The organism is Sphingobium sp. KKT206, from assembly GCF_055640555.1.
This window is the reverse complement of sequence record NZ_CM145764.1, coordinates 1,832,228-1,853,933: the sequence shown is the minus strand read 5'-3', so window position 1 is coordinate 1,853,933 and position 21,706 is coordinate 1,832,228. Positions and strand designations below refer to the sequence as shown.

Genomic DNA, 21,706 nt, shown 5'->3' with positions numbered 1-21,706 from the left:
AGGCCTCCAGCCCGTCTGGAGTGGCTTTCGCGCATGGACATCGCCTTCCTCGCCATTGCCGAAGCGCAGCAGCTTTATCATTGGCTGCCTGCCGCGCTGGAACTGGCGCGGCGTCCTGGGGTGCGGGTGCATGTGCTGTCGCCATCGGACGCGATACTGGATCTGGTGGCGGGGTACGACACAGACCGGCGGTTGCGGCCGGTACGGCTGAGGCGTTTTTCGGCCCAAGCCGACTCGCTGTTCCGCCAGCCTTCGCGAATCCTCACCCTGCTTGGCAATTACCGCACGATCGCGGCCTTTCCGCTGTTGGTGACGACGGAGATTTCCACCGCCTGGTTGCGGCGGGTGCCGGGTTTCAAGTCCCGGCTGGTGCTGATCAAACATGGCGCGGGCGACCGGGAGGGGGGCTATAAGAAGCGCCATGCCGATTTCGACCTGACGCTGGTGGCGGGCGAAAAGGATCGTCGCCGGATGATCGAACGGGGGTTGTGCGCGGCGAATAAAGTCGTGGTCGGGGGCTATGCCAAGTTCGAGTTGAAGGCAGCGCGGCAGCGTTTCTTCGCTGACGACAAGCCGGTGCTGCTCTATAATCCGCATTTCGACCCTGATCTGTCTTCCTGGGTGCGGCATGGCCCGGCGATGCTGGCGGCGCTGGAGTCGTTCAACGGGTGGAATGTCATCATCGCGCCGCATACCAAGCTGGCGCAGGCGGTGGCGCCGATCGTCAGCGCCGCGCCGCACATCCGCGTCGACATGGGCAGCCGGCATGCGATCGACATGAGCTATACGATGAGCGCCGACGTCTATCTGGGCGATGTATCGAGCCAGGTGTATGAGTTTCTGATCCAGCCGCGGCCGTGCATCTTCCTCAATCTCGACCGGCGCGATGCCAGTGGTGAGGCCTTTGCGCATTGGCGGTTGGGGCAGGTGATCGAGACGCCGGAGGCGCTGGCCGATGCCCTGGCGCGGGCGCAGGACTTGCAACCCGGCTTCGTTGCTGCGCAGGAAGCGGCCATGGAGCAATCCATCGACCTGTCGCCGATTCCCGCGTCGCGGCGGCAGGCCGACATCATAATGACCTTCGCGAAAGCGCCTGCATGACTGAGACGATGACCACTGCCCTTGGCCCCATTCGCATGCTGGGGAAGAATACCACGCCGATCTGGGGCATGACCAATGCCGAACGGAACCGCCGGATGGCGGAAAGCGCGGCAAAGAATGGCAGCGCGCTGGCACCGGGGCATGAACTGGTCTTCAACCTGACCTATGCATTCGATCCGTTGCTGCTGCGGCTGGTGCTGGAGACGCCGGGGACGGTCTTTGCCTGGGGTGGCGTGCCGGTCGTGGGGCAGGTGCCGCAGGGACATGATCCGATGCAGGCAGCGGTGATCGACCTGTCGGACGGGCGCAAACTCTATAACCGGCAGTTGCGCAAGCTGGAGCAGCCGATGGTGCGCGAGCTGACCCCCGCGACCCGGCGCGCGATCGAGCGGCACAGCTATTTCGGCGCCTATAAGGGCGTGACGGACGTGCTGACCAAATATCTGTGGCCCGAATTGGCGCTGATACTGACGCGGATCGCGGCGCAGCTCAAGATGACGCCCAATATGGTGTCGGTGATCGGGGTGACGCTGTGCCTGATCGCGACCTTCCTGTTTTCAGAAGGGATGTACTGGACCGGCTTCCTGTGCGGTTTCATCTTCATGGTGCTGGATACGGTGGACGGGAAGCTGGCGCGCTGCACCATCACCTCGTCCAAATGGGGCAATGTGATCGACCATGGCGTCGATCTGGTTCACCCGCCCTTCTGGTGGTATTTTTGGGGAACGGGGTTGGCCGCCTGGGGCCTGTCGCTGACGGGGCAGGCGTTCATCCTGGTGATGGCGGCGGTGGTCGTCGGCTATGTGCTGCAACGCTTGATTGAGGGCGCGTTCCTCAAGGATTTCGGCATGGACATCCATGTCTGGAGGCGGTTCGACAGCCAGTTCCGGCTGGTGACGGCGCGGCGCAACCCGAATATGGTGATCCTGTTCGTGGCGCTGCTGGTCGGGCGGCCAGACATCGGGCTGGTGGCGCTGGCCTGGTGGACGGTGATTTCGCTGGTCGTGCATGCGGTGCGGCTGGCGCAGGCCTATAGCGTGAAGCGGTCGGGACGGCCGATCGTCAGCTGGATGGATGAGGCGGCAGCGTGAACGAGACGATAGTGAAGTTCGGCTGGCCCGCCAGCCTGATCGCGGAGTTTGCGCATTGGGTGGTGCTGCTGCGCCCGGCGCAGCCGACGCTGGGGTCGCTGGTGCTGGCGGCCAAGAGCGATGCGACGGCGTTCGGGGATTTGCCAGCCGAAGCCCATGCCGAACTCAAGACCGTGACCGGGGCGATCGAAGCGGCATTGCGGGCGGCGGTCGGCTATCAGAAGATCAACTATCTGATGCTGATGATGGTCGATCCGCATGTCCATTTCCATGTCCTGCCGCGCTATGAGGGCGAGCGCAGCGGTGGCGGGCTGACGGTGCGCGATGCGGGCTGGCCGGGGCAGCCGGATTTGGGTGCGGCGGTTGCGTCCGATGCGGGGGTCCGCGATTGGGTCGCATCCTATTTCGAGGCTGCGCAGCCCTAAGGCCTCAGCCGCCGAAATCGGGTTTCCGTTTGGCGCGGAAAGCGGACACACCTTCGGCGAAATCGGGCAGGGTGAAGGCGTCGCGGAACAGCGCGAGCGTCCTGTCGTCATCGTCTGCCTGACCATCCAGGATGCGGCGGATGATCGTCTTGGACGATCGCACGCTATGCTGGGCATTGGCGGCGATGGTGCGGGCAAGGGCGTCAGCCTCCGCCAGCGGATCGGCGGCGATCTGGTCTATGAGGCCGATCGCGAGCGCGGTATCGGCATCGTGGAGCGCGCCGGTGAAGAGGATGCGCTTGGCGCGGGCAGGGCCGACGAGATCGACCAGCAATTTGGTGTCGAACAGCGAATAGACGATGCCGAGCTTGGCGGGCGTGATGCCCAGCCGCGCGGTGGGCGCGGCGATGCGCAGGTCGCAGGCGATGGCGAGGCCGCAGCCGCCGCCGACGCAATCGCCATCAATCGCGGCGATGACCGGCTTGTCGGCATGGGCGAGCGCATATTGGGTATTACGGATCGCTGTCTGGTTCGTGACGCGCCAGTCGGGACCACCGGAACAAGTCGCAAATTCATCGATATCCGCCCCGGCGCAGAACAGGCCGGGCGTGGCTGAGGCGAGGATCAGCACGCGGATGGCATCATCGGCTATGGCGTCATGGACGAGGAGTGGTAGTGTTTCCCACATATCCTGCGTCATGGCGTTGCGCCGGGCCGGGCGGTCGATCAGCAGCCGGGCGACCGGGCCGTCGCGCTCCAGCCGCAGGGTCATTGCGGCCAGCCTTGCAGCAGGGGCAGCAATTCGTCGAAATGATGGATGATGGCGTCGGCCCGCAACTCTTCGACCGGGCCGTCGAGGAAGCCGAAGCTGACCGCGACGCTGGCGATGCCCGCATGGCGCGCGCCCGCTATGTCGTTGATCGTGTCGCCGACGAAGATCGTGCGCCCGCCGCCCGCCCGCTCGATCATGGCGTGGATCGGTGCGGGATCGGGCTTGCCGACGCCGACCGTATCGCCGCCGATGATGCTGGCGAAGCGGTGCGACAGGCCGAGCTGATCCATCAGGGGCAGGGCGAAACGTTCCGCCTTGTTGGTGCAGATGGCGAGCGTGACGCCCGCCGCTGTCAGCGCATCCATCGCGCCGAGCAGACCGGGATAGGGGGTGGAATGGGCGCTGAGGTTCGCCTGATAATAGTCGAGCAGCACCGGGAGCAGTTGCGCCAGCAAGGCATCGTCCTGCGCGTCCGATGCCGACAGCGCGCGGTCGAGCATGACCCTGGCCCCCTGGCCGACGAAAGGGCGAATGTCCGCGACGGGGAAGGGGGCAAGGCCGACCGTGCCGATGGCGTGGTTGACCGCCGCGGCGAGATCGCCGCTGGTGTCGATCAACGTGCCGTCGAGGTCGAAGCCGACGATATCGAAAGGAATATGGGCCATGGCCGCGCCATGCCGCGTCGGCGGTGGCAAAGGCAAGCCAAACATGGCAGAGCCGCATGATCCAACGCACTTGTCAGGGACAAAGCCATCGTGACTGCCGCCCGTCCTCTCGCCGTCATCATCCTTGCCGCAGGCCAAGGCACGCGCATGAAATCCGCGCTGCACAAGGTGTTGCACCCGGTCGCCGGGCGGCCGATGCTGTTGCACCTGCTGGCCAGCGTTGCCGCGCTGGAGCCGGAGCGGCAAGTGGTGGTGGTCGGCGCAGGCCGGGAACAGGTGGAGGCGGCGGTAGCGGGCACCGGCGCGGTGATCGCGGTGCAGGACAAGCAGTTGGGCACTGGCCATGCGGTCGCCCAGGCGCATGACGCGCTGGCCGGATTCGCGGGCGATGTGCTGATCTTGTATGGCGATGTGCCGTTGGTGAGTGCGACGACGATGCGGGCGATGCTCGATCGGCTGAACCGGGGGGACGATCCGCGCGCGGTGGTGCTGGGCTTCCGCCCCGACGATGCCGCCGCCTATGGCCGGATCATCGCCGACGGGCAGGGCATGATCGGCAAGATGGTCGAATATAAGGATGCGAGCGAGGCCGAGCGCGCGGTGACGTTGTGCAATAGCGGGCTGATGGCGGTGCGATCGACCGACCTGTTCGTGCTGCTCGACCAGATTGGCAACGACAATGCCGCCGGCGAATATTATCTGCCCGATATCATCATGCTGCCGGGCGCGCAAAGCGCCGTCATCGAGACCGAAGCTTGGGAAGTGGCGGGGGTTAACAGCCGGGTCGAACTGGCGGGCGTGGAAGCGATGTGGCAGGCGCGCCGCCGGATCGAGGCGATGCGCGAGGGCGTGACGTTGGTGGCGCCGGAGACGGTATTCTTTGCCCATGATACGGTGCTGGGCCGCGACGTGGTGGTGGAGCCGAACGTCGTGTTCGGACCGGGCGTGACGGTGGCCGATGATGTCGTGATCCACGCCTTCTCCCATCTGGAGGGTGCGCGCATCGAACGCGGCGCTGCGATCGGTCCCTATGCGCGGCTGCGGCCCGGCGCCGAGATCGGGGTCAAGGCCAAGGTCGGCAACTTCGTCGAGATCAAGAAGGCGCGGCTGGGCGAGGGGGCGAAGGTCAATCACCTGTCCTATATCGGCGATGCGGGCGTCGGCGCGGGTGCCAATATCGGCGCGGGGACGATCACCTGCAATTATGATGGCTTCTTCAAATATCGCACGGAAATCGGCGCGGGGGCGTTCATCGGATCGAACAGCGCGCTGGTCGCGCCGGTCAGGATCGGCGATGGCGCGATCGTGGCGGCGGGTAGCGTGGTGACGCAGCCGGTGGGCGATGATGCGCTGTGCCTGGTCCGGCCCGCGCAGGTTGCAAAGCCCGGCTGGGCGGCGGCCTTTCGCGAGCGGATGGTGGCGAAGAAGGCGGCGAAGTGAAGGTGATGTTGGTGCTCCTGCGCAAGCAGGAGCCTAGTGTGCAGGGCAATCCGATCGACCCTGGGCTCCTGCTTTCGCAGGAGCACGTCGTTCTTTGAGCATGCGCCGTAAAATTCTTTGGACGCTGCTTGCGCTGGTTCTGCTTGCGGGCTGGCTCGCTCTCTGGCTCATCCTCAATGCGCGCACCATGCCGGTGGTGCGGCGTGCGGAGGTAGTGTTGCCCTTTCCCGCCGATGCGCCGCGTAGCCCGGTCACGGTCGCCTTGCTGACCGACACGCATTTGTCGGGGCCGGACAATAGCCCGGCGCGGATGGCGCGGATCGTGGCGCAGATCAATGCGCTCAAGCCTGACCTCATCCTGCTGGGCGGCGATTATATCGGCGATGCCAAAGGTGGCGCGACCTATGATGCGCGGGCGAGCATCGCGCCCTTTGCGGGGCTGCGCGCGCCTCTGGGTGTCGTCGCGGTGCTGGGCAATCATGACAGCCGCAGCCAGAAGAACCAGCGCGCTTTGAGTGGCGCGGACTGGCAGGCGGCTTTTGCACGCATGGGCATCACTTTGTTGCAGGATGGCGCGGTGCGGCGCGGGCCGCTGGCGATCGGCGGGTTGCAGGATGTCTATACGCGCAGGATCGATTTGCCCGCGACGCTGGCGGCGATGGCGCGGGTCCGTGGCGCGCCGCTGATCCTGTCGCACGGGCCGGATGTGTTTCCCGCTTTGCCCGATGCGCCGTCGCTGACGTTGGTGGGGCACACCCATTGCGGGCAAGTGGCGCTGCCCTTTGCGGGGATCGTCTATGTGCCGTCGAAATATGGCACGCGCTATGCCTGCGGCCTGTATCGCGATGGGGCGAGAACGATGATCGTGGCGGGCGGGGTCGGCACCAGCGGATTGCCGATTCGGATGCTCGCACCACCGGACATCTGGCTGATCACTGTCCGGCCACAGTGAGACGCCTGTTGACATGATATCATGATATGATATCAATCTATCATCATGCGTTTCCTGGCCGATATTCCCGACGAAGACGTCAAATGGCTCGACCAATTGGCGCGCGAGCAGGGCAAGTCGCGCGCGGCGGTGCTGCGGGAGGCGGTTTCGGCCTATCGCCCGCAAACGTCGAAAGATTGGCTGCAGCAGGGCTTCGGCGCGTGGGCGCGGAATGGCGTGTCGATCGATCCCCACGAATATGAACGTGCGCGGCGGGCGGAATGGACACGACCCTGGGACGATGATTATGACGAAGTCCGCGCCGCATCGCCTGAATATTTCACGGAAGAAGATGATAAGGAGCGGGCGCATTATCTGGCGCTGACCAAGAAGGCGGCCGAGACGCACCCAAAGAACAGCGCATGAGCGGTTACAGCCTGGACGCCAATATCGTCATCGACGCTCTTTTGAATCACGAACCCGCGCATCGCGAACTTTCCCGCATAGCCGATAGCGGTGCGCGCATGTGGCTCAGCCGCATGGCGTGGATCGAGATATTGTCCAAGGGGAATGAAACGGCCGTGCGTGAGGTGCTGATGTTTTTGGCACAGTTCGGCCTGGACGAAATTGATGACGAGATATCGCATCGGGCGGCTGCGCTGCGCCGTGAACGGGCAAGGCTCAAATCGCCGGACGCCATCATCCTGGCCACGGCGCAATTGCGCGGCCGCGTGCTGGTGACACGAAATACAAAGGATTTCCCGGCAGAGATGCCAGGTATCCGCGTTCCCTACACACTCTGAAAGGCTCTCCGGCACATGTGCGGCATTATCGGTATCATCGGCAGGGACGACGTGGCGGAGCGGCTGGTCGATGGATTGAAGCGGCTGGAATATCGCGGCTATGACAGCGCGGGCGTCGCCACGGTCCATGATGGCGCGATCGAACGGCGGCGGGCGGAAGGCAAGCTCGCCAATCTGGTGACCGAATTGCGCGACGAGCCGCTGCCCGGCACCACCGGTATCGCTCATACCCGCTGGGCGACGCATGGTGCGCCCACGACCAGCAACGCGCATCCCCATGCGACGCGCGAAGTGGCGCTGGTCCACAATGGCATTATCGAGAATTTCAAGCCGCTGCGCGCCGAACTGATGGCGCGCGGGCGCATTTTCGACAGCCAGACCGATACCGAGGTGGTTGCGCATCTGGTGAGCGAACTGGTCGAGCAGGGCGTGTCGCCGCGCGATGCCGTTGCGCGGGTCTTGCCGCGCCTGCACGGGGCCTTTGCGCTCGCCATATTGTTCCGCAGCCATCCCGACATGCTGATTGGCGCGCGGCTGGGGTCGCCGCTGGTCGTGGGTTATGGCGATGGCGAGACCTATTTGGGGTCCGATGCGCTGGCGCTGGCGCCGTTGACGCAGCGGATCGCCTATCTGGAAGAGGGCGACTGGGTCGTCATAACCAAGGACGGCGCGGAGATTTTCGACAAGGATAATCAGCCAGTCGAACGGCCGGTCACGCTGTCCGGCGTGTCGGGGGCGATGATCGACAAGGGCAATCATCGCCACTTCATGCAGAAGGAGATTTTTGAGCAGCCGGTCGTCGTCGCCCAGACGTTGCGCGCTTATCTCCGCCGGATGGAGAATGAGGTCGCCATGCCCGACATGGATTTCGACTTGGGGTCGGTGAAGCGCATCACCATCGTCGCGTGCGGCACCAGCTATTATGCCGGACTGGTCGCCAAATATTGGTTCGAGAAATTCGCGCGCGTCGCCGTAGATATCGATGTGGCAAGCGAGTTCCGCTATCGCGACCCGGTGCTGGAGCCGGGCGGGTTGGCGCTGTTCATCAGCCAGTCGGGCGAGACGGCGGACACGCTGGCGGCGCTGCGCCATGCCAAGGCGGAGGGGCAGATCATCGCGGTGGTGGTCAATGTCCCCACCAGTTCGATGGCGCGTGAGGCCGACCTGTTGCTGCCCACCCATGCCGGGCCGGAGATCGGCGTCGCTTCGACCAAGGCGTTCACCTGCCAGTTGGCGGTGCTGGCGGCGCTGGCGGCCAATCTGGCGCGGGCCAAAGGGAAGCTGACGCCGGAGGAGGAGGCCGAGATCGTCTGGCACCTGTCCGAAGCACCGGCCGCGCTCAACGAGGCGCTGAGCCGCGACGGGCAGATCGAGGCGATGGCGCATCTGATCGCGCCCGCGCGGGACGTGCTGTATCTGGGCCGTGGGCCGGATTATCCGATGGCGCTGGAAGGAGCGCTCAAGCTCAAGGAAATCAGCTATATCCATGCCGAGGGCTATGCCGCGGGCGAGATGAAACATGGGCCGATCGCACTGATCGACGAACTGGTGCCGGTGATCGTCATCGCGCCGAGTGGGCCTTTGTTCGAAAAGACCGTCAGCAATATGCAGGAAGTGCAGGCGCGCGGCGGCAAGGTGGTGCTGATTTCCGATGCGGAAGGCATTGCGCTGGCCGGTGAAGGCTGCATGGCGACGATCGAAATGCCCAAGGTCCATCCGCTGATCGCGCCGCTCGTCTATGCGGTGCCGGTGCAGTTGCTGGCCTATCATGTCGCGGTCGCCAAGGGCACTGATGTCGATCAGCCGCGCAACCTCGCCAAGTCGGTGACGGTGGAGTGAGCGAGGATATGTTCGCGTCGCCGGTCATCCCCGGCCCGGACATATTGACCGTCAGCTTCGACCATTGGGAAGGGCCGCTCGACTTGTTGCTGACGCTGGCGCGCGGGCAGAAGGTCGACCTGCGCGAAATTTCGATCCTGGAACTGACCGAACAATATCTCGCCTTCATCGATGGCGCGCGGGAATTGAAGCTGGAACTGGCGGCCGATTATCTGGTGATGGCGGCGTGGCTCGCATACCTGAAATCCTCGCTGCTGCTGCCCCGGCAGGAACAGCCCGATCCCAGCCCCGAAGAAATGGCGCTGCGCCTGCAATTGCGGTTGCAACGCCTGAACGCGATGCGCGATGCCGCCGCGCGGCTGATGGCGCGGGATCGGATCGGCCGCGACGTGTTCGTGCGGCGCAAGCCCGAAGGGCTGCGGCTGGTGCGCAAGACGCAATGGCGCGCCAGCCTCTATGACCTCATTCAGACCTATGGCCAGATTCGCGCGCGCACGCGGCCGGTCGTTCACACCATCGCGCGGAGACCCGTGATGACGCTGGACGAAGCGATCCAGCGCGTCGGTGCGCTGGTCGGCACGGCGATCGACTGGACGCGGCTGGAGTCGTTTCTGCCCGAAGATATGGACGGTCCCAAGGCGAAGTCGGCGCTGGCGAGCAGTTTCGTCGCGGCGCTGGAACTGGCGCGGCAGGGGCGGGTGGAATTGCAGCAGGACGGGATTTTCCAGCCGCTCTATCTGCGCGCGGCGGCACCGGAGGCAGGCGCATGAACGAAGAGCCCGACGATTTCCGGCGTGCGGTGGAAGCGGCGCTGTTCGTGGCGGAAGCGCCGATGACGCCTGCCGACCTCAAGCTGCATGTCGGCGAGGGCGACCTGTCGGCGGCGCTGGCGGGATTAGCGGAGGATTACGCCGGGCGCGGCGTCAATCTGGTCGAGCGCGGCGGGCGCTGGTATTTCCAGACCGCGCCCGACCTGGCGCATATCCTGCGCCGCGAAAAGGATGAACCGCGCAAATTGTCGCGCGCGGCGATGGAGACGCTGGCGATCATCGCCTATCATGAGCCGGTCAGCCGCGCCGAGATCGAGGCGATCCGGGGCGTGCAGGTGGCCAAGGGGACGCTGGATGTGCTAATGGAGGCGGGCTGGGTCCGGCCCGCCGGGCGGCGTGAAGTGCCGGGCCGTCCGCTCATCTATGCGACGACCGTAGACTTCCTGTCACATTTCGGGCTTAGCAGCCGCCGTGACCTGCCGGGCGTGGACGATCTGCGCGCGGCCGGGCTGCTCGATCCGGTGGATTTGGCGCTGGAGGGTCTGGGCGGCCAATCCGTTCTGGAAACTGATGACGATGTGGCCTAGATAGGTCTGCTTGCTGGAGTATTGAAAATGGGTTCCTTTTCGCTGATGCACTGGGTCATTGTACTCCTGGTCGTCATGCTGCTGTTCGGTGGCGGTCGGATTTCCGGCCTGATGGGTGACGTCGCCAAGGGTATCAAGAGCTTCAAGAAGGGCATGGCCGACGATGATGACGCCACGCCGACCAAGCCTGCCAGCCGTATCGAGGGGCAGCGCGTGTCCGAACAGGATGCGAGCGTGACCACGGAAGACAAGACCAAGGTCTGATTCGTACAATCTGGTAGACCAGTCCCATGTTCGGCATCGATTCCACCGAGTTTCTGGTGATCGTGATCATTGCGGTGATCGTGATCGGGCCAAAGGACTTGCCACGCGCGCTCTACAAGGTGGGGCAGTTGATCGGCAAGGCGCAGGGCATGGCCCGCCATTTCCGCACTGGGCTCGACGCGATGGTGCGCGAAGTCGAACTGGAGGAACTGGAAAAGAAATGGGCCGACCAGAATAAGCGGATCATGGCCGAGCATCCGCCTGAGACCGCAGCGCCCGCGATGGAAGCGCTGGACGCGCCCGTGGCCGCTGACGAGCATCCACCCTATGTCGCGCAGTCGGCCGTGCCTGCGCCCGTGGAAGTGCCGCCGTTCGTCGCCGAATCCGCGCCCGTGGCCGCCGCGCCTGTCGCGGCATCGGATGGTCCGCCCTATGTCGCCGACGCGTCCGCGACCCCCAAGGGAGATGCGGCGGCATGATCGGCGATATTGACGAGAGCAAGGCGCCCTTGCTCGACCATTTGATCGAATTGCGCGGTCGCCTGCTCAAATGCGTCTATGCCTTGGCCCTGACCGGGGCGCTGTGCTTCTATTTTTCCGAACAGCTTTTCGCGATCCTCGTGCATCCGCTCAAGGAAGCCTTTGGCGATGGCGGCGGGAAGCTCGTTTATACCAAGCTCTACGAAGCCTTTTTCGTGCAGGTGAAGATCGCCTTTTTCGGGGCCTTCTGCCTGTCCTTCCCGATCATCGCCAACCAGCTTTGGGCGTTCGTGGCACCGGGGCTTTATGCCAAGGAAAAGAAGGCGCTGCTGCCCTTCATCCTGGCCACGCCCTTCCTGTTCGGCATGGGCGCGAGCCTTGCCTATTTCGTGGTGATGCCGACGGCTTTCCACTTCTTTCTGGAATTTCAGGGCAATAGCAGCGGCTTGCAGGTCGAGGCGCTACCCAGCGCGGACGCCTATCTGGGGCTGGTGATGCAGTTCATCCTGGCGTTCGGAATCAGCTTCCTGATGCCGGTGCTGCTGATGCTGCTGAACCGTGCGGGTTTCGTCAGCCGGGCGCAATTGATCGGCCTGCGCCGTTATATGATCGTGGCGGCTTTCATCGTCGCGGCCGTGTTGACGCCGCCCGATGTCGTATCGCAGCTGATGCTCGCGATCCCGCTGCTGCTGCTGTACGAAATCACGATCATGGCGATCTGGTTCACCGATCGGCGCAAGGCCAAGGGTGAAGAGGCGGAAGAGGCGGCGGCCTGAACTCGCAAAAAAAAGAGGCCTGCCCCTTGGGGGCAGACCTCATTGATGCCTGGGAGGCAAATCAGAAAATCGTGCAGGTCAGTCGACAGCGCGTTCGACCGCTTCGCCGGCGCTCTGTACGTCGCGGCCAGCGCCTTCGACGGTGTTGCAGGCGGCGACCATCAGCGAACCGGTGAGCAGCAGGGCTGCGAAAATCTTCTTCGTCATAGACCGTCTCCTTGAGAAACTTCGCGACCGGTTGGTTTGCGCCATGCCGGTGACGCAGATCAGAACCCGCCGCCCGACAAAGCGTTCCGGCGGTGGAAAATATAATGATTTCAAATATTATCTTGCCCGGAAAAAGGTTGAGCCCGGAACGCGTCGGGGGGGGAAGCATTCCGGGCTCATAATATTGGACAGCAAGAGCGGGGGGCAAAAGATTTGCTGTCCTGAATATAGAACCCACAAGCCCGAAATCTGGTTCCAAACCGGGGTCAAAAATTTGCACTTTTTATCGCGCGTCTTTTCAAGGACTTTGATGGTCAACCGGCCGTTAAGATTAAAATAGGGTGCCGGCCATCATCAAAAGTCAGATCAGCGGCCGGCCGCTATTGCGATATTCCGGGCGGATCGTCGATTCCGGCAGGCTGTCATCGACCTGGGGCGCAGGCAGCGTCCAGCCGATTGCAGGTGCCGCTTTTGCTGGCGCTGGCGCGCTATAGGCGGGGGCGAGCAGTTCGACGGGGGCCACCGGACGGGTCGGCCAGACGCGGCGCGCCGGGCCGGACTGGGTTTCCCGGCCCAGATAGACCGCGCGAAAGGCAGCGGGTGTGCCGTTGAAGCCGGGATTGCGATAGAAGATATGCGCGCCGATGACCGCCACGGCATGTAGGCGGGACGACCAGTCCGGGCGGACGGCGAGCGTGTGATAATGGGTGGCGAGGCCGACCGGCGCATAGACGGTGCCGCTCAGCGCCTCCTGCGCGACGCGGCGGGCGCGGTTCCATGAAGCGGCCGCAGGCAGCCGCGCCATCGCGCCGTCGCAGCTGAAGGTGAACTGGCAGCGATAGTCGGTGCGTTCGGACCCTTCATAGACGACGCCGCATACGGTATCGGGCCAGAGCTGGCTGCGCACCCGGTTGAGTACGACTTGCGCGACGGCGCGCTGGCCGTCTTCCGGTTCGTTTCCGGCTTCATAATAGATGGCCGAGGTCAGACAGTTGATCGCGCGATAGCTGTCGAGCGGGGTGAGGCCGCGAAAGATGGTGGCGGGGGCGGCCTTGACCGCATCCAGGCCCAGCACATGCTGGCTCTGCACGGTTTCGACGCCCGGCACGGGATCGAATGCGCCTTGTGCGAAGAAAAAAGCAGAGCCGGGGAAATTCGCTGCCGATTCTTCCGCTGGATCGACCGACGCACGGCCCTGATCGCCATCGAGCATGTCGAGCGGTGCGGCGGTGATGAAGCGCGGCGCGGCTAGCGCCAACAGCGCAAGTCCTATGACCGCGCTGCGTCCCTTCCATCCGCTGAACCGTTCGAGCCGCTGCATTTCAAGACCTTATAGCCGCAGCCATGGGCTGCCTGCGCTGCCCCATAAGCCAAAATGCTAAAAATTGCCTGCCGGATTTTGCGCTGTGCCGCGATGGGACGTTAACCAGCGGCCGTGTTAACAATCGGCTCTTTCACCGGGCCATCATTCCCTTGCTTGGCAAAGGTGCATGGCGTCCGCTATGCGTCACGCCATGCTGCTCCAGAACAATAGTCTCGCGCTGATTGGCAATACGCCGATGGTGCGCCTCACCGGCCCTTCCCAGGAAACGGGCTGCGACATCTTCGCCAAGTGCGAATTCGCCAACCCCGGCGCGTCGGTCAAGGACCGCGCCGCTTTGTTCATCGTCAATGATGCCGAAGAACGCGGGCTGTTGAAGCCGGGCGGCACGATCGTCGAGGGGACGGCGGGCAATACCGGCATCGGCCTGGCGCTGGTCGCCAATGCCAAGGGCTATAAGTCGATCATCGTCATGCCCGAAACCCAGAGCCGCGAGAAGATGGACACGCTGCGCGCGTTGGGCGCCGAATTGGTGACCGTGCCAGCCGCGCCCTATTCCAACCCCGGCCATTTCGTCCACACCTCGCGCCGCATGGCGGAAGAGACGGAAGGCGCGATCTGGGCCAACCAGTTCGACAATATCGCCAACCGCAAGGCGCATATCGTCGGCACGGCCGAAGAAATCTGGACCCAGATGGAGGGGCGGATCGACGGCTTCACCTGCGCGGCGGGGACCGGCGGGACGATCGCGGGCGTTGGCCTTGGCCTCAAGGCCAAGGATGAAGGTATCACCATCGCGCTCAGCGATCCGCACGGCGCGGCGCTGTTCAACTATTATGCCCATGGCGAATTGAAGGCCGAAGGGTCGTCGGTCGCCGAAGGGATCGGGCAGGGGCGGATCACCGCCAATCTGGAAGGCGCGCCGATCGACACGCAGTTCCGCATTTCGGATGAGGAAGGGCTGGAATGGGTCCGCCGCCTGCTGAGCGAAGAAGGGCTGTGCCTGGGCCTCTCGTCGGGCATCAATGTCGCTGGCGCGGTGGCGCTGGCGCGGCAATTGGGGCCGGGCAAGCGGATCGTCACCATATTGTGCGACACGGGCTTCCGCTATCTCTCGACGCTCTATAATCGCCAGTGGCTCGAAGCGAAGGGCTTGACGGTCTTCCCCTGGCTCGCGCACAATGGTTGATGCGCCGACACGGGTCGCGGCGACAAGAAAATGAGCAAGCCCATGGCTGAGACACCCCGCCGCGTCGAAGGGTTGCAGCGCGTCCAGATCGGCCTGACCGGACTGGCGGGCGTCGTGTTGCTGGTGGGCCTTGCCAATATCGTGATCGAAAAGGCGCGGGTGGACGATGCGGCGCTGCCGCCGCCAGCGGTGCCGACGATGACCGGCAATGCCGCCGTGTCGCCCAGGGATCCGCTCGCTGAGCTTGGGGTACAGCCCGCGCCGGAGCAGGCGCCTTTGGTCCCTGACCTTGAGCCGGACCCCAATTTGCGTAATCCCATGGATCGCGACCCCGCGCAGCCGTCGCGCTGACGCCGATGCACAGGGTCAGGGGAAGCCGCCCATGATGGCGGCGCTAAAGCGAGTCCTGATCCTGTGGCTGCCGGGCCTTGCGATTTTGCTCGCGGGACTACAGCGCGCCTTTGCGACCGGACAGACCGACCCATGGGATTGGGCCTGGCCCGCGCTGGCGGTGATGGCGGCGATGGGGCTGTTGCTGGCAAGGCAGGGATGGCCGCTGCTGGCCTGGACTATGGGCGCCGTCGTGTCCGCTTTGCTCTTTTGCGGGGTCGCGGCGGGGCGGTGGCCTGACCCTGTAGCGGCGACCGGCTTGATCCTGGTTGCATCATCAGCGGCGTTTGGTGGTGCATTGGTCCGGCAGGGTGCGCCATTGCGCGCAAAACGCGTGGCCGGTGGCATTGCCTTGCTGGCTCTGGCGGCCCTGTTGGCGTGGCGCGGCCCGGCGCAACCGATCGAACCTGTCGTCGATCGCCCGGCCCTGGCGGTCATCACCGCCCTGCCTTTGTTCTGGGATGCGCAGGGACGGGCCGATGCGGCGATCGTCACCGTGCTGCGTACCCGTTTCACCGTCCAGCCGATCGATGATGCACAGCAATTGGAGCCGTCGCGTGCGCGCCTGCTGCTGCTCGTCCAGCCGCGCGCGATGACGCCCGAAGCCTTGGTGGCGGTCGATCGCTGGGTGCGGGGCGGGGGCAGGGCGGTGGTGCTGGCCGATCCGTTGCTGCGCTGGCCGTCCGACCTGCCCATGGGCGACCGTCGCCGCGCGCCCGCCACCAGCTTGTTGGAGCCGTTGCTGGGCCATTGGGGCTTTGCGTTCGATCGCATCGAGGACGGGGAGCGGCGCTGGTTCCTGCCCGATGGCGCCCTTCTCACCCTGTCGGGCGCGCAGATGGCGGGGGGCGAGGGCATGGTGCAGCGCAAGCGGATCGGCCGGGGTAAGGTCGTGCTGCTGGGCGATGCGGACCTGATCGATGATCGGCTGTGGCTTGCCGATCCCGCCCGGCCGCTCGACCCCCGCGTCTGGAGCGCCGACACGCCCGCGCGCATTGCGCAATGGTTGGGCGCAGCGATCCCCGACGATCGGCGCTGGATGCGCGAAGGGGCGGATGTGGTCGCGGCGCTGCGCTGGGCGATTCTGGCTGGGCTGGGCTGGGCGATGATGGGTGCGGGGCTGTTGCGCAGGGTGAAGCCGGGCGGCGGCACGAGAACAAAAAAGGTATATCCCGAAGGAGATGCGCCGAAAAGCGGTTGATCCCATTTTTGACCGGATTTTCCCGGTAAATCCCGAAAATTCCCTTTGCAGCCCAGCCCATGCTTGATAGGTAATCTCGCATTGGGGTTCATCAGGCGTTGATCAGTCCTGTGCATCGGGATTCGCGATCGCGGTTCCGTGGGCAGGAAATCTGTGCCCCATGGAAAAGGGGCCGCTAGTCGCCGTGTCGGACGCAATTCTCTATTCAGGCAACGCAATCAGCGTCGCGGACGGCAAAGGCCGGTTCGTGCTGCCTCTGGAGATGCGCAAGCAGGTCAAGCAGGCCAGCGGCGGCGAGAACCGGCTGTGCCTGTCGATCCACATGGCCAATGGCTGCGCCACTGGTTTCGGCCTGTCGCACAAGCAGTTCCTGTTCGATGAAGTCGCGGAGTTGGAACGGCTGGCGCGCGAGGCGAACCGCCCCTTCAACGGCGATCTGGAGCGTGAAAATCGCCTGAGCATGATCGAAGACGTGAATTTCGACGATGGTGGCCGCTTCTTCCTGCACCCCGATATCAAGGAAGAAGTCGGTATCACCGACGCGGTCGTCTTTCTGGGCGTTGGCTTCTATTTCCAGCTCTGGGATCCCAAGGCGCTGGTCGCTAGCCCCGATCGTCCGGCGGTCATCCGCAACAAGGCGAAGCGCTGGCTCGATGCGCGCGCGGCTGAGGGTGGCAAGTGACCGAGACCGTTCCGCATATCCCCGTGCTGCTGGATGAAGTGTTGGACGCCCTGGCCATTGCGCCGGGCGAAATCCATGTCGACGGCACGTTCGGCGCGGGCGGCTATTCGCGCGCCATGGCGGGCAAGGGCGCGCGCGTCATCGCCTTCGATCGCGACCCCGATGCGATCCGCGAAGGTCAGGATGTCGCGGCGGCGAACGACATCCTGCTGATCGCGGGCGAGTTTTCGCGGATGCGCGAGTTGCTGGCCGAACAGGGCATCGAGCAGGTGTCGGGCCTGACGCTCGATATCGGCGTATCCTCGATGCAGCTCGACCGGGCCGATCGCGGCTTTTCCTTTCAGGCTGACGGCCCGCTCGACATGACGATGAGCCAGGCGGGCATGAACGCCGCCGATTTCCTGAACGAAGCGGCCGAAGAAGAGATTGCCGACGTCATCTATCGCTATGGCGACGAGCCACGGTCGCGCCGGGTCGCCCGCGCAATCGTGATGGCGCGCCCGTTGGAGCGGACGGCGCAGCTTGCCAGCGTCGTGCGCCGCGCGCTGGGCCACAAGTCGCATGACAAGAAAGACCCTGCCACCCGCACCTTTCAGGCGATCCGCATTCATGTGAATCGCGAATTGGAGGAACTGGAGCGCGGGCTGGAAGCGGCCGAAGCGCTGCTGGAGGAGGGCGGTCGCCTGGCGATCGTCACCTTCCACAGCCTGGAGGACCGCATCGTCAAACAGTTCCTGCGCAATCGCAGCGGGGGCGAGGGGGGCGGATCGCGCCATATGCCCGAAAAGCAGGCGAGCGCTGCGCCGACCTTTGCCAAGCCGGCCAAGGCGGTGCGGGCCGGTGAAGCGGAACTGGCGCGCAACCCCCGCGCCCGATCCGCCACTTTGCGCAGCGCCGTCCGTACCGCTGCCCCCGTTGCCCAATCCCCTGTTGTCCCGTCCGCCCGGAGTGCCCGTCCATGATCGCCGTCAAGAGGTTGCAGAGCCTGATCTGGGTGATCCTGGTCGCGCTGGGCGCGCTGGGGGCTTATATGGTGTCGCTCAAGGTCGCGACCGAGCGCAACGAACTGATGCGGGTGCGTGCGCAGATTGCGCGGACGCAGGGTGAGATCCGTTATCTGGAAACGGAATTCAGCGCGCGCGCCTCGATGCGGCAGCTCGAAAGCTGGAACCAGCATGATTTCATGTATGGCACGCCGACCGCCGGGCAATATCTGGCGGGCGAGCGCGCACTGGCGCAGCTGGACGGGGTGCAGCCCAATGGCCCCGACTATGTCGCGCCGCCCGTGATGGTAGCGATGGTCGAAACCCCCGCCGACCTGCCCTCCGCGCCGCAGGCCGCACCCGCCAGTCCCGCCGCGACGCAGATTCGCAGCGACATCGCCGTCATTCGCGAAGCCCATGCCGCCGACAATGTCGAGAAGCTGGCCAAGGCCACGCCAGCGCGGACGCCTGCGGTGCAGGCCAAGGTCGATGCCGATGTGTCGAAGCCCAATCCGGTCGCGCGCAAGGCGGAACGGATGGCGATGCTCGATGCCAAGCTGCTGGATGACAGCACGCTGGGCGATTTGAGCGCCAAGGCGGCGCGCGAACGCAAGAAGGGGGCGCGCTGATGGCTACGATCATCGTCCAACCCGGCCATGCGCGTGTCGGGCGGCAGCGCGTCAGCCTGACTGCCGTTGCCCATAACCGGCTGATGCTGTTGCTGATCCTGTTCATTCTCATCACGCTGATCGTGATCGGGCGGCTATTCTGGGTCGGTATCTTCACGCAGAGCGGCCAGGGCGACGATGCGCTGTCGGCTTTCCTGCCTGCGCGCGCCGATATCGTCGATCGCAACGGGGTGCCACTGGCGCGGACGATGGATGCCTATTCGGTGGCGGTGCGGCCGTCCAAGCTGATCGGCGAACCGGCCGAACTGGCGCGCAAGCTGCACGAAATCTTCCCCGACGAAGCCGAGGCAGTCTTCTACAAGAAGCTGACCGGCAAGGGCTGGGCCTATCTGCGCCGCCGCGCGCTGCCCGAACAGGTGGCGGCAGTGAATGCGCTGGGCGAAATCGGCATCGAATTTCCGCGTGAAAAGGAACGGCTTTATCCGCAGCGGACGCTGGCAGCGCATGTTCTGGGCTTTGCGCCCAACGCCAACGGCGTCGGCGGGATGGGCGTCGAGTCGGCCTTCAACGATCGGCTGACCGACGCGACGCTGCGCGGCCAGCCCTTCGCCATTTCGATCGACAGCCGGGTACAGGGCGCGCTGGAAAGCGAGCTTTATGCGCAGATGGTGTCGCAGCGTGCGCGTGGCGCGGGCGGGATCATATTGGACGTCAACACCGGCGAAGTGATCGCCATGGCCTCCATCCCGGTATTCGATCCCAACAAGCTGCAAAATTATGCGGGTAAGAGCTGTAGCCAGTCGCCGCTATGCAACCAGATCGTGCAGGCCCGCTACGAACTGGGGTCGACCTTCAAGCCGCTGTCGATCGCCGCCGCCATGGACAAGGGCGTCGTGACGTCGATGAGCAAGCGCTATGATGCGACTGCGCCGATCGCCATCGCCGGGTTCCGCATCAAGGACGATCACGCCATGGGGCGCTGGATCAACGTGCCTGAAACATTGGTCCATAGCTCCAACATCGCGACCGCGCGCATCGCCGACGAATTGGGGGCGGCCCCGTTGCAGGACCTGTTCCGCGCCCTGCATTTCGACCAGCGCGCGCCGATCGAGCTGAAAGAGCGCGCCGGGACGCTGTGGCCCGCCAATTGGGGACGGATCACGACGATGACCGTATCCTATGGCCATGGCATCGCGGTGACGCCGCTGCATCTGGCCAGCGCCTATGCTGCGCTCGTCAATGGCGGCCTATGGCGGCCCGCGACGTTGCGCAAGCTGGATGGGGACGATGTGCCGCAGGGTCGCCGCGTTTTCACCGCCGCAACGAGCGCGCGGATGCGCCAGCTGTTGCGGATGATCGTGGCGGAGGGTACAGGACGCAGCGCCGACGCCAAGGGTTTCCGGGTGGGTGGCAAGACGGGCTCCGCCGAGAAGCCCGAAGAAGGTCGCTATAACAAGAGTTCGCTGGTGACGACGTTCGCCTCTGCCTTTCCGATGGATAATCCCCGCTATGTCGTCCTGGCGATGATGGACGAGCCCAAGGGCAATGCGGAGACATTCGGCCTGCGCACCGCCGCGTGGACGGCGTCGCCCGTGGTCAAGCGCGTGGTCGAACGGGTCGGGCCGATGCTGGGCGTGATGCCCGACGAACGGCGCGACGTGGATATTTCGGACCTGATGCCGTTGCTGTGGAAGGCCAAGGGAGAGCGCGAATGACACGGCTGGGTTCGCTGATCGACGGTCTGGATGCTCATGTCGGGGCGGACGCTGACCTTGACCGCAATGTCACGGGGTTTGCGATCGACAATCGCAAGGTCGCGCCGGGCACGGTGTTCGGCGCGTTCGAGGGTATGCGCGTCAATGGCGAGGATTATATTGCTGACGCAGTGAAGGCAGGCGCGATCGCCGTGGTTGCCCGGCCGCAAGCGGTGGTCGAGGGTGCGATCCATATCGCGCACGCCAATCCGCGCCGCCTGTTCGCGCAACTGGCTGCGCGCTATTTCGCGCCTTTCCCTGATGTGACCGTGGCTGTGACCGGCACCAACGGCAAGACATCCACCGTGGAACTGGCGCGGCAATTGTGGCGGATGATGGGGCATCATGCCGCCTCCATCGGCACGCTGGGCGTCACCACCTCGGTCGATCAGGTTTCCACCGGCCTCACCACGCCGGACATCGTCACTTTCCTCGCCAACATGTCGGGCCTGCGCCGTGAGGGCGTCAGCCATGCCGCGTTCGAGGCGTCGAGCCATGGGCTGGACCAGTATCGGACCGAAGGATTGCCGGTCGTCGCGGGGGCGTTCACCAATCTGTCGCGCGACCATCTCGACTATCATGGCGATATGGACCGCTATTTCGACGCCAAGATGCGGTTGTTCGATGAAGTGGTGGCGGCGGATGGCGCGGCGGTTGTCTGGGCCGATGATGCCTGGTCGGACAAGGTGATTGCACGGGTCGCAGCGCGCGGCCTCAAGCTGCTGTCGGTCGGCGAGAAGGGGGAAGCGCTGCGCCTCGTCTCGCGCACGCCGACGCAATTGGGGCAATTGCTGGAGATCGAGGTCGAGGGCAAAAGCTATACCGTCAACTTGCCGCTGATCGGCGCCTATCAGGCGGCCAATGCGCTGACGGCGGCGGGGCTAGTCATCGCGACCGGCGGGGACGTGGCCAAGGTGCTGGAATTGCTGGGCCGGGTGCAGCCCGTGCGCGGCCGTCTCGAACGGGCCGTCATCAGCCGGACGGGCGCGCCGGTCTATGTCGATTATGCGCATACGCCCGATGGCCTGAAAGCCGCGATCGAAGCGCTGCGCCCGCACACAAACGGGCGACTGATCGCGCTGTTCGGCGCAGGCGGGGACCGGGACGCGGGCAAGCGGCCGTTGATGGGGCAGGTTGCGGCGGAACTGGCCGATCATGTGATCGTGACGGATGATAATCCCCGCTCCGAAGAACCCTCCGCGATCCGTGCCGCCGTGATGGCGGGCGCGCGAGGAGCCGAGGAAATTGGTGGGCGACGTGCCGCTATTGCCGCCGCGATCGCGCTGGCGGGCAAGGACGACATCGTGCTGCTGGCCGGCAAGGGGCATGAGCAGGGCCAGATCATCGGCGACCGGGTGCTGCCCTTTGACGATGTCACCGTGGCGCGGGAGTGCGCGGAGTGAGCCT

Annotated in this window: 25 protein-coding genes; 21 read left to right on the top strand and 4 right to left on the bottom strand. The window is 64.7% G+C overall.

The annotated features are described in order from the left end of the window. Positions 1-33 precede the first annotated feature (33 nt). Genes ACZ2HM_RS08760 through ACZ2HM_RS08750 form a run of 3 tightly spaced genes read left to right on the top strand, consistent with a single transcriptional unit; the run spans position 34 to position 2,617 of the window. Positions 34-1,101 (top strand): glycosyl transferase, encoded by a 1,068-nt coding sequence (locus tag ACZ2HM_RS08760; protein WP_037480304.1) that lies wholly within the window; start codon positions 34-36, stop codon positions 1,099-1,101. Next, positions 1,098-2,192: a CDP-alcohol phosphatidyltransferase family protein gene (locus ACZ2HM_RS08755; protein ID WP_037480306.1), complete on the top strand. Its 1,095-nt coding sequence runs from the start codon at positions 1,098-1,100 to the stop codon at positions 2,190-2,192. The genes ACZ2HM_RS08760 and ACZ2HM_RS08755 overlap by 4 nt, the downstream gene beginning before the upstream one ends. Then, positions 2,189-2,617, top strand: a complete 429-nt coding sequence (locus tag ACZ2HM_RS08750) for an HIT family protein (RefSeq protein ID WP_037480308.1) — start codon at positions 2,189-2,191, stop codon at positions 2,615-2,617. The genes ACZ2HM_RS08755 and ACZ2HM_RS08750 overlap by 4 nt, the downstream gene beginning before the upstream one ends. A 4-nt stretch (positions 2,618-2,621) precedes the next feature. Here the strand turns inward: ACZ2HM_RS08750 and ACZ2HM_RS08745 are convergent, their stop codons facing one another. After that, on the bottom strand, positions 2,622-3,389 hold the full coding sequence (locus ACZ2HM_RS08745) for an enoyl-CoA hydratase/isomerase family protein (RefSeq protein WP_470425047.1): 768 nt from the start codon (positions 3,387-3,389) through the stop codon (positions 2,622-2,624). Further along, on the bottom strand, positions 3,386-4,054 hold the full coding sequence (locus ACZ2HM_RS08740; protein WP_470425046.1) for an HAD family hydrolase: 669 nt from the start codon (positions 4,052-4,054) through the stop codon (positions 3,386-3,388). The genes ACZ2HM_RS08745 and ACZ2HM_RS08740 overlap by 4 nt, the downstream gene beginning before the upstream one ends. Before the next feature lie 147 nt (positions 4,055-4,201). Between ACZ2HM_RS08740 and glmU the strand changes: the two genes are divergently transcribed. The 10 genes from glmU to tatC all read left to right on the top strand — a co-directional run bounded on the left by glmU (position 4,202) and on the right by tatC (position 11,943). After that, complete coding sequence (gene glmU, locus ACZ2HM_RS08735) at positions 4,202-5,494, top strand: bifunctional UDP-N-acetylglucosamine diphosphorylase/glucosamine-1-phosphate N-acetyltransferase GlmU (RefSeq protein ID WP_037480314.1); 1,293 nt, start codon at positions 4,202-4,204, stop codon at positions 5,492-5,494. Positions 5,495-5,594: 100 nt separating this feature from the next. Beyond that, positions 5,595-6,446: a metallophosphoesterase gene (locus ACZ2HM_RS08730; protein ID WP_470426823.1), complete on the top strand. Its 852-nt coding sequence runs from the start codon at positions 5,595-5,597 to the stop codon at positions 6,444-6,446. Positions 6,447-6,491: 45 nt separating this feature from the next. Continuing rightward, entirely contained in the window at positions 6,492-6,851 is a 360-nt protein-coding gene (locus tag ACZ2HM_RS08725) for a ribbon-helix-helix domain-containing protein (RefSeq protein ID WP_037476629.1), read from the top strand. Further along, on the top strand, positions 6,848-7,228 hold the full coding sequence (locus tag ACZ2HM_RS08720) for a PIN domain-containing protein (RefSeq protein WP_037476631.1): 381 nt from the start codon (positions 6,848-6,850) through the stop codon (positions 7,226-7,228). The genes ACZ2HM_RS08725 and ACZ2HM_RS08720 overlap by 4 nt, the downstream gene beginning before the upstream one ends. 15 nt (positions 7,229-7,243) lie before the next feature. Further along, positions 7,244-9,067, top strand: coding sequence for a glutamine--fructose-6-phosphate transaminase (isomerizing) (gene glmS / locus ACZ2HM_RS08715; RefSeq protein WP_037476632.1), 1,824 nt, complete (start codon positions 7,244-7,246; stop codon positions 9,065-9,067). 8 nt (positions 9,068-9,075) lie between these two features. Then, entirely contained in the window at positions 9,076-9,837 is a 762-nt protein-coding gene (locus ACZ2HM_RS08710) for a segregation and condensation protein A (protein WP_470426822.1), read from the top strand. Continuing rightward, on the top strand, positions 9,834-10,424 hold the full coding sequence (gene scpB, locus ACZ2HM_RS08705; RefSeq protein ID WP_470426776.1) for an SMC-Scp complex subunit ScpB: 591 nt from the start codon (positions 9,834-9,836) through the stop codon (positions 10,422-10,424). The genes ACZ2HM_RS08710 and scpB overlap by 4 nt, the downstream gene beginning before the upstream one ends. A gap of 27 nt (positions 10,425-10,451) precedes the next feature. After that, the gene (locus ACZ2HM_RS08700) at positions 10,452-10,688 is read left to right on the top strand and encodes a twin-arginine translocase TatA/TatE family subunit (protein WP_037476635.1); all 237 of its coding nucleotides are present in this window, start codon (positions 10,452-10,454) and stop codon (positions 10,686-10,688) included. 26 nt (positions 10,689-10,714) lie between these two features. Continuing rightward, entirely contained in the window at positions 10,715-11,167 is a 453-nt protein-coding gene (tatB, locus tag ACZ2HM_RS08695; protein WP_470426775.1) for a Sec-independent protein translocase protein TatB, read from the top strand. Next, complete coding sequence (gene tatC / locus ACZ2HM_RS08690; RefSeq protein WP_037476637.1) at positions 11,164-11,943, top strand: twin-arginine translocase subunit TatC; 780 nt, start codon at positions 11,164-11,166, stop codon at positions 11,941-11,943. Before tatB ends, tatC begins: the two co-directional genes overlap by 4 nt. Before the next feature lie 78 nt (positions 11,944-12,021). Here the strand turns inward: tatC and ACZ2HM_RS08685 are convergent, their stop codons facing one another. Further along, a complete protein-coding gene (locus ACZ2HM_RS08685) occupies positions 12,022-12,150 on the bottom strand; it encodes an entericidin A/B family lipoprotein (RefSeq protein ID WP_037476638.1) in 129 nt (42 codons plus the stop codon). A 361-nt stretch (positions 12,151-12,511) separates the two neighbouring features. After that, the gene (locus ACZ2HM_RS08680) at positions 12,512-13,471 is read right to left on the bottom strand and encodes a cell wall hydrolase (protein ID WP_470426774.1); all 960 of its coding nucleotides are present in this window, start codon (positions 13,469-13,471) and stop codon (positions 12,512-12,514) included. A gap of 193 nt (positions 13,472-13,664) precedes the next feature. Here ACZ2HM_RS08680 and ACZ2HM_RS08675 point away from each other — a divergent pair, with 193 nt between their 5' ends. From ACZ2HM_RS08675 to ACZ2HM_RS08640, 8 genes are all read left to right on the top strand, one after another. After that, entirely contained in the window at positions 13,665-14,660 is a 996-nt protein-coding gene (locus ACZ2HM_RS08675) for a cysteine synthase A (RefSeq protein WP_313924812.1), read from the top strand. A 42-nt stretch (positions 14,661-14,702) separates the two neighbouring features. Further along, positions 14,703-15,011 carry a hypothetical protein gene (locus tag ACZ2HM_RS08670; RefSeq protein WP_096062565.1) on the top strand — a complete coding sequence of 103 codons (309 nt, stop codon included), beginning with the start codon at positions 14,703-14,705 and terminating at the stop codon, positions 15,009-15,011. A 31-nt stretch (positions 15,012-15,042) separates the two neighbouring features. Next, positions 15,043-16,251 (top strand): Gldg family protein, encoded by a 1,209-nt coding sequence (locus ACZ2HM_RS08665; protein WP_470426773.1) that lies wholly within the window; start codon positions 15,043-15,045, stop codon positions 16,249-16,251. 184 nt (positions 16,252-16,435) lie between these two features. Next, positions 16,436-16,933: a division/cell wall cluster transcriptional repressor MraZ gene (locus ACZ2HM_RS08660; protein ID WP_470426821.1), complete on the top strand. Its 498-nt coding sequence runs from the start codon at positions 16,436-16,438 to the stop codon at positions 16,931-16,933. Next, a complete protein-coding gene (gene rsmH / locus ACZ2HM_RS08655; RefSeq protein ID WP_470426772.1) occupies positions 16,930-17,895 on the top strand; it encodes a 16S rRNA (cytosine(1402)-N(4))-methyltransferase RsmH in 966 nt (321 codons plus the stop codon). Before ACZ2HM_RS08660 ends, rsmH begins: the two co-directional genes overlap by 4 nt. After that, on the top strand, positions 17,892-18,545 hold the full coding sequence (locus ACZ2HM_RS08650; RefSeq protein ID WP_313923522.1) for a colicin transporter: 654 nt from the start codon (positions 17,892-17,894) through the stop codon (positions 18,543-18,545). The genes rsmH and ACZ2HM_RS08650 overlap by 4 nt, the downstream gene beginning before the upstream one ends. Continuing rightward, a complete protein-coding gene (locus ACZ2HM_RS08645) occupies positions 18,545-20,260 on the top strand; it encodes a peptidoglycan D,D-transpeptidase FtsI family protein (protein WP_470426771.1) in 1,716 nt (571 codons plus the stop codon). The genes ACZ2HM_RS08650 and ACZ2HM_RS08645 overlap by 1 nt, the downstream gene beginning before the upstream one ends. Then, positions 20,257-21,702: a UDP-N-acetylmuramoyl-L-alanyl-D-glutamate--2,6-diaminopimelate ligase gene (locus ACZ2HM_RS08640; RefSeq protein WP_470426770.1), complete on the top strand. Its 1,446-nt coding sequence runs from the start codon at positions 20,257-20,259 to the stop codon at positions 21,700-21,702. The genes ACZ2HM_RS08645 and ACZ2HM_RS08640 overlap by 4 nt, the downstream gene beginning before the upstream one ends. Positions 21,703-21,706 lie beyond the last annotated feature (4 nt).

Bases quoted from the DNA above. Each gene is read 5' to 3' on its own strand.
- ACZ2HM_RS08710 (WP_470426822.1), top strand. From the start codon at position 9,076: ATGTTCGCGTCGCCGGTCATCCCCGGCCCGGACATATTGACCGTCAGC.
- ACZ2HM_RS08720 (WP_037476631.1), top strand. From the start codon at position 6,848: ATGAGCGGTTACAGCCTGGACGCCAATATCGTCATCGACGCTCTTTTG.
- ACZ2HM_RS08675 (WP_313924812.1), top strand. From the start codon at position 13,665: ATGCTGCTCCAGAACAATAGTCTCGCGCTGATTGGCAATACGCCGATG.
- ACZ2HM_RS08730 (WP_470426823.1), top strand. From the start codon at position 5,595: ATGCGCCGTAAAATTCTTTGGACGCTGCTTGCGCTGGTTCTGCTTGCG.
- ACZ2HM_RS08650 (WP_313923522.1), top strand. From the start codon at position 17,892: ATGATCGCCGTCAAGAGGTTGCAGAGCCTGATCTGGGTGATCCTGGTC.
- ACZ2HM_RS08755 (WP_037480306.1), top strand. From the start codon at position 1,098: ATGACTGAGACGATGACCACTGCCCTTGGCCCCATTCGCATGCTGGGG.
- tatC (WP_037476637.1), top strand. From the start codon at position 11,164: ATGATCGGCGATATTGACGAGAGCAAGGCGCCCTTGCTCGACCATTTG.
- glmS (WP_037476632.1), top strand. From the start codon at position 7,244: ATGTGCGGCATTATCGGTATCATCGGCAGGGACGACGTGGCGGAGCGG.
- ACZ2HM_RS08760 (WP_037480304.1), top strand. From the start codon at position 34: ATGGACATCGCCTTCCTCGCCATTGCCGAAGCGCAGCAGCTTTATCAT.
- ACZ2HM_RS08665 (WP_470426773.1), top strand. From the start codon at position 15,043: ATGATGGCGGCGCTAAAGCGAGTCCTGATCCTGTGGCTGCCGGGCCTT.
- tatB (WP_470426775.1), top strand. From the start codon at position 10,715: ATGTTCGGCATCGATTCCACCGAGTTTCTGGTGATCGTGATCATTGCG.
- glmU (WP_037480314.1), top strand. From the start codon at position 4,202: ATGAAATCCGCGCTGCACAAGGTGTTGCACCCGGTCGCCGGGCGGCCG.
- scpB (WP_470426776.1), top strand. From the start codon at position 9,834: ATGAACGAAGAGCCCGACGATTTCCGGCGTGCGGTGGAAGCGGCGCTG.
- ACZ2HM_RS08700 (WP_037476635.1), top strand. From the start codon at position 10,452: ATGGGTTCCTTTTCGCTGATGCACTGGGTCATTGTACTCCTGGTCGTC.
- ACZ2HM_RS08745 (WP_470425047.1), bottom strand. From the start codon at position 3,389: ATGACCCTGCGGCTGGAGCGCGACGGCCCGGTCGCCCGGCTGCTGATC.
- ACZ2HM_RS08725 (WP_037476629.1), top strand. From the start codon at position 6,492: ATGCGTTTCCTGGCCGATATTCCCGACGAAGACGTCAAATGGCTCGAC.
- ACZ2HM_RS08640 (WP_470426770.1), top strand. From the start codon at position 20,257: ATGACACGGCTGGGTTCGCTGATCGACGGTCTGGATGCTCATGTCGGG.
- ACZ2HM_RS08670 (WP_096062565.1), top strand. From the start codon at position 14,703: ATGGCTGAGACACCCCGCCGCGTCGAAGGGTTGCAGCGCGTCCAGATC.
- ACZ2HM_RS08685 (WP_037476638.1), bottom strand. From the start codon at position 12,150: ATGACGAAGAAGATTTTCGCAGCCCTGCTGCTCACCGGTTCGCTGATG.
- ACZ2HM_RS08645 (WP_470426771.1), top strand. From the start codon at position 18,545: ATGGCTACGATCATCGTCCAACCCGGCCATGCGCGTGTCGGGCGGCAG.
- ACZ2HM_RS08680 (WP_470426774.1), bottom strand. From the start codon at position 13,471: ATGCAGCGGCTCGAACGGTTCAGCGGATGGAAGGGACGCAGCGCGGTC.
- ACZ2HM_RS08740 (WP_470425046.1), bottom strand. From the start codon at position 4,054: ATGGCCCATATTCCTTTCGATATCGTCGGCTTCGACCTCGACGGCACG.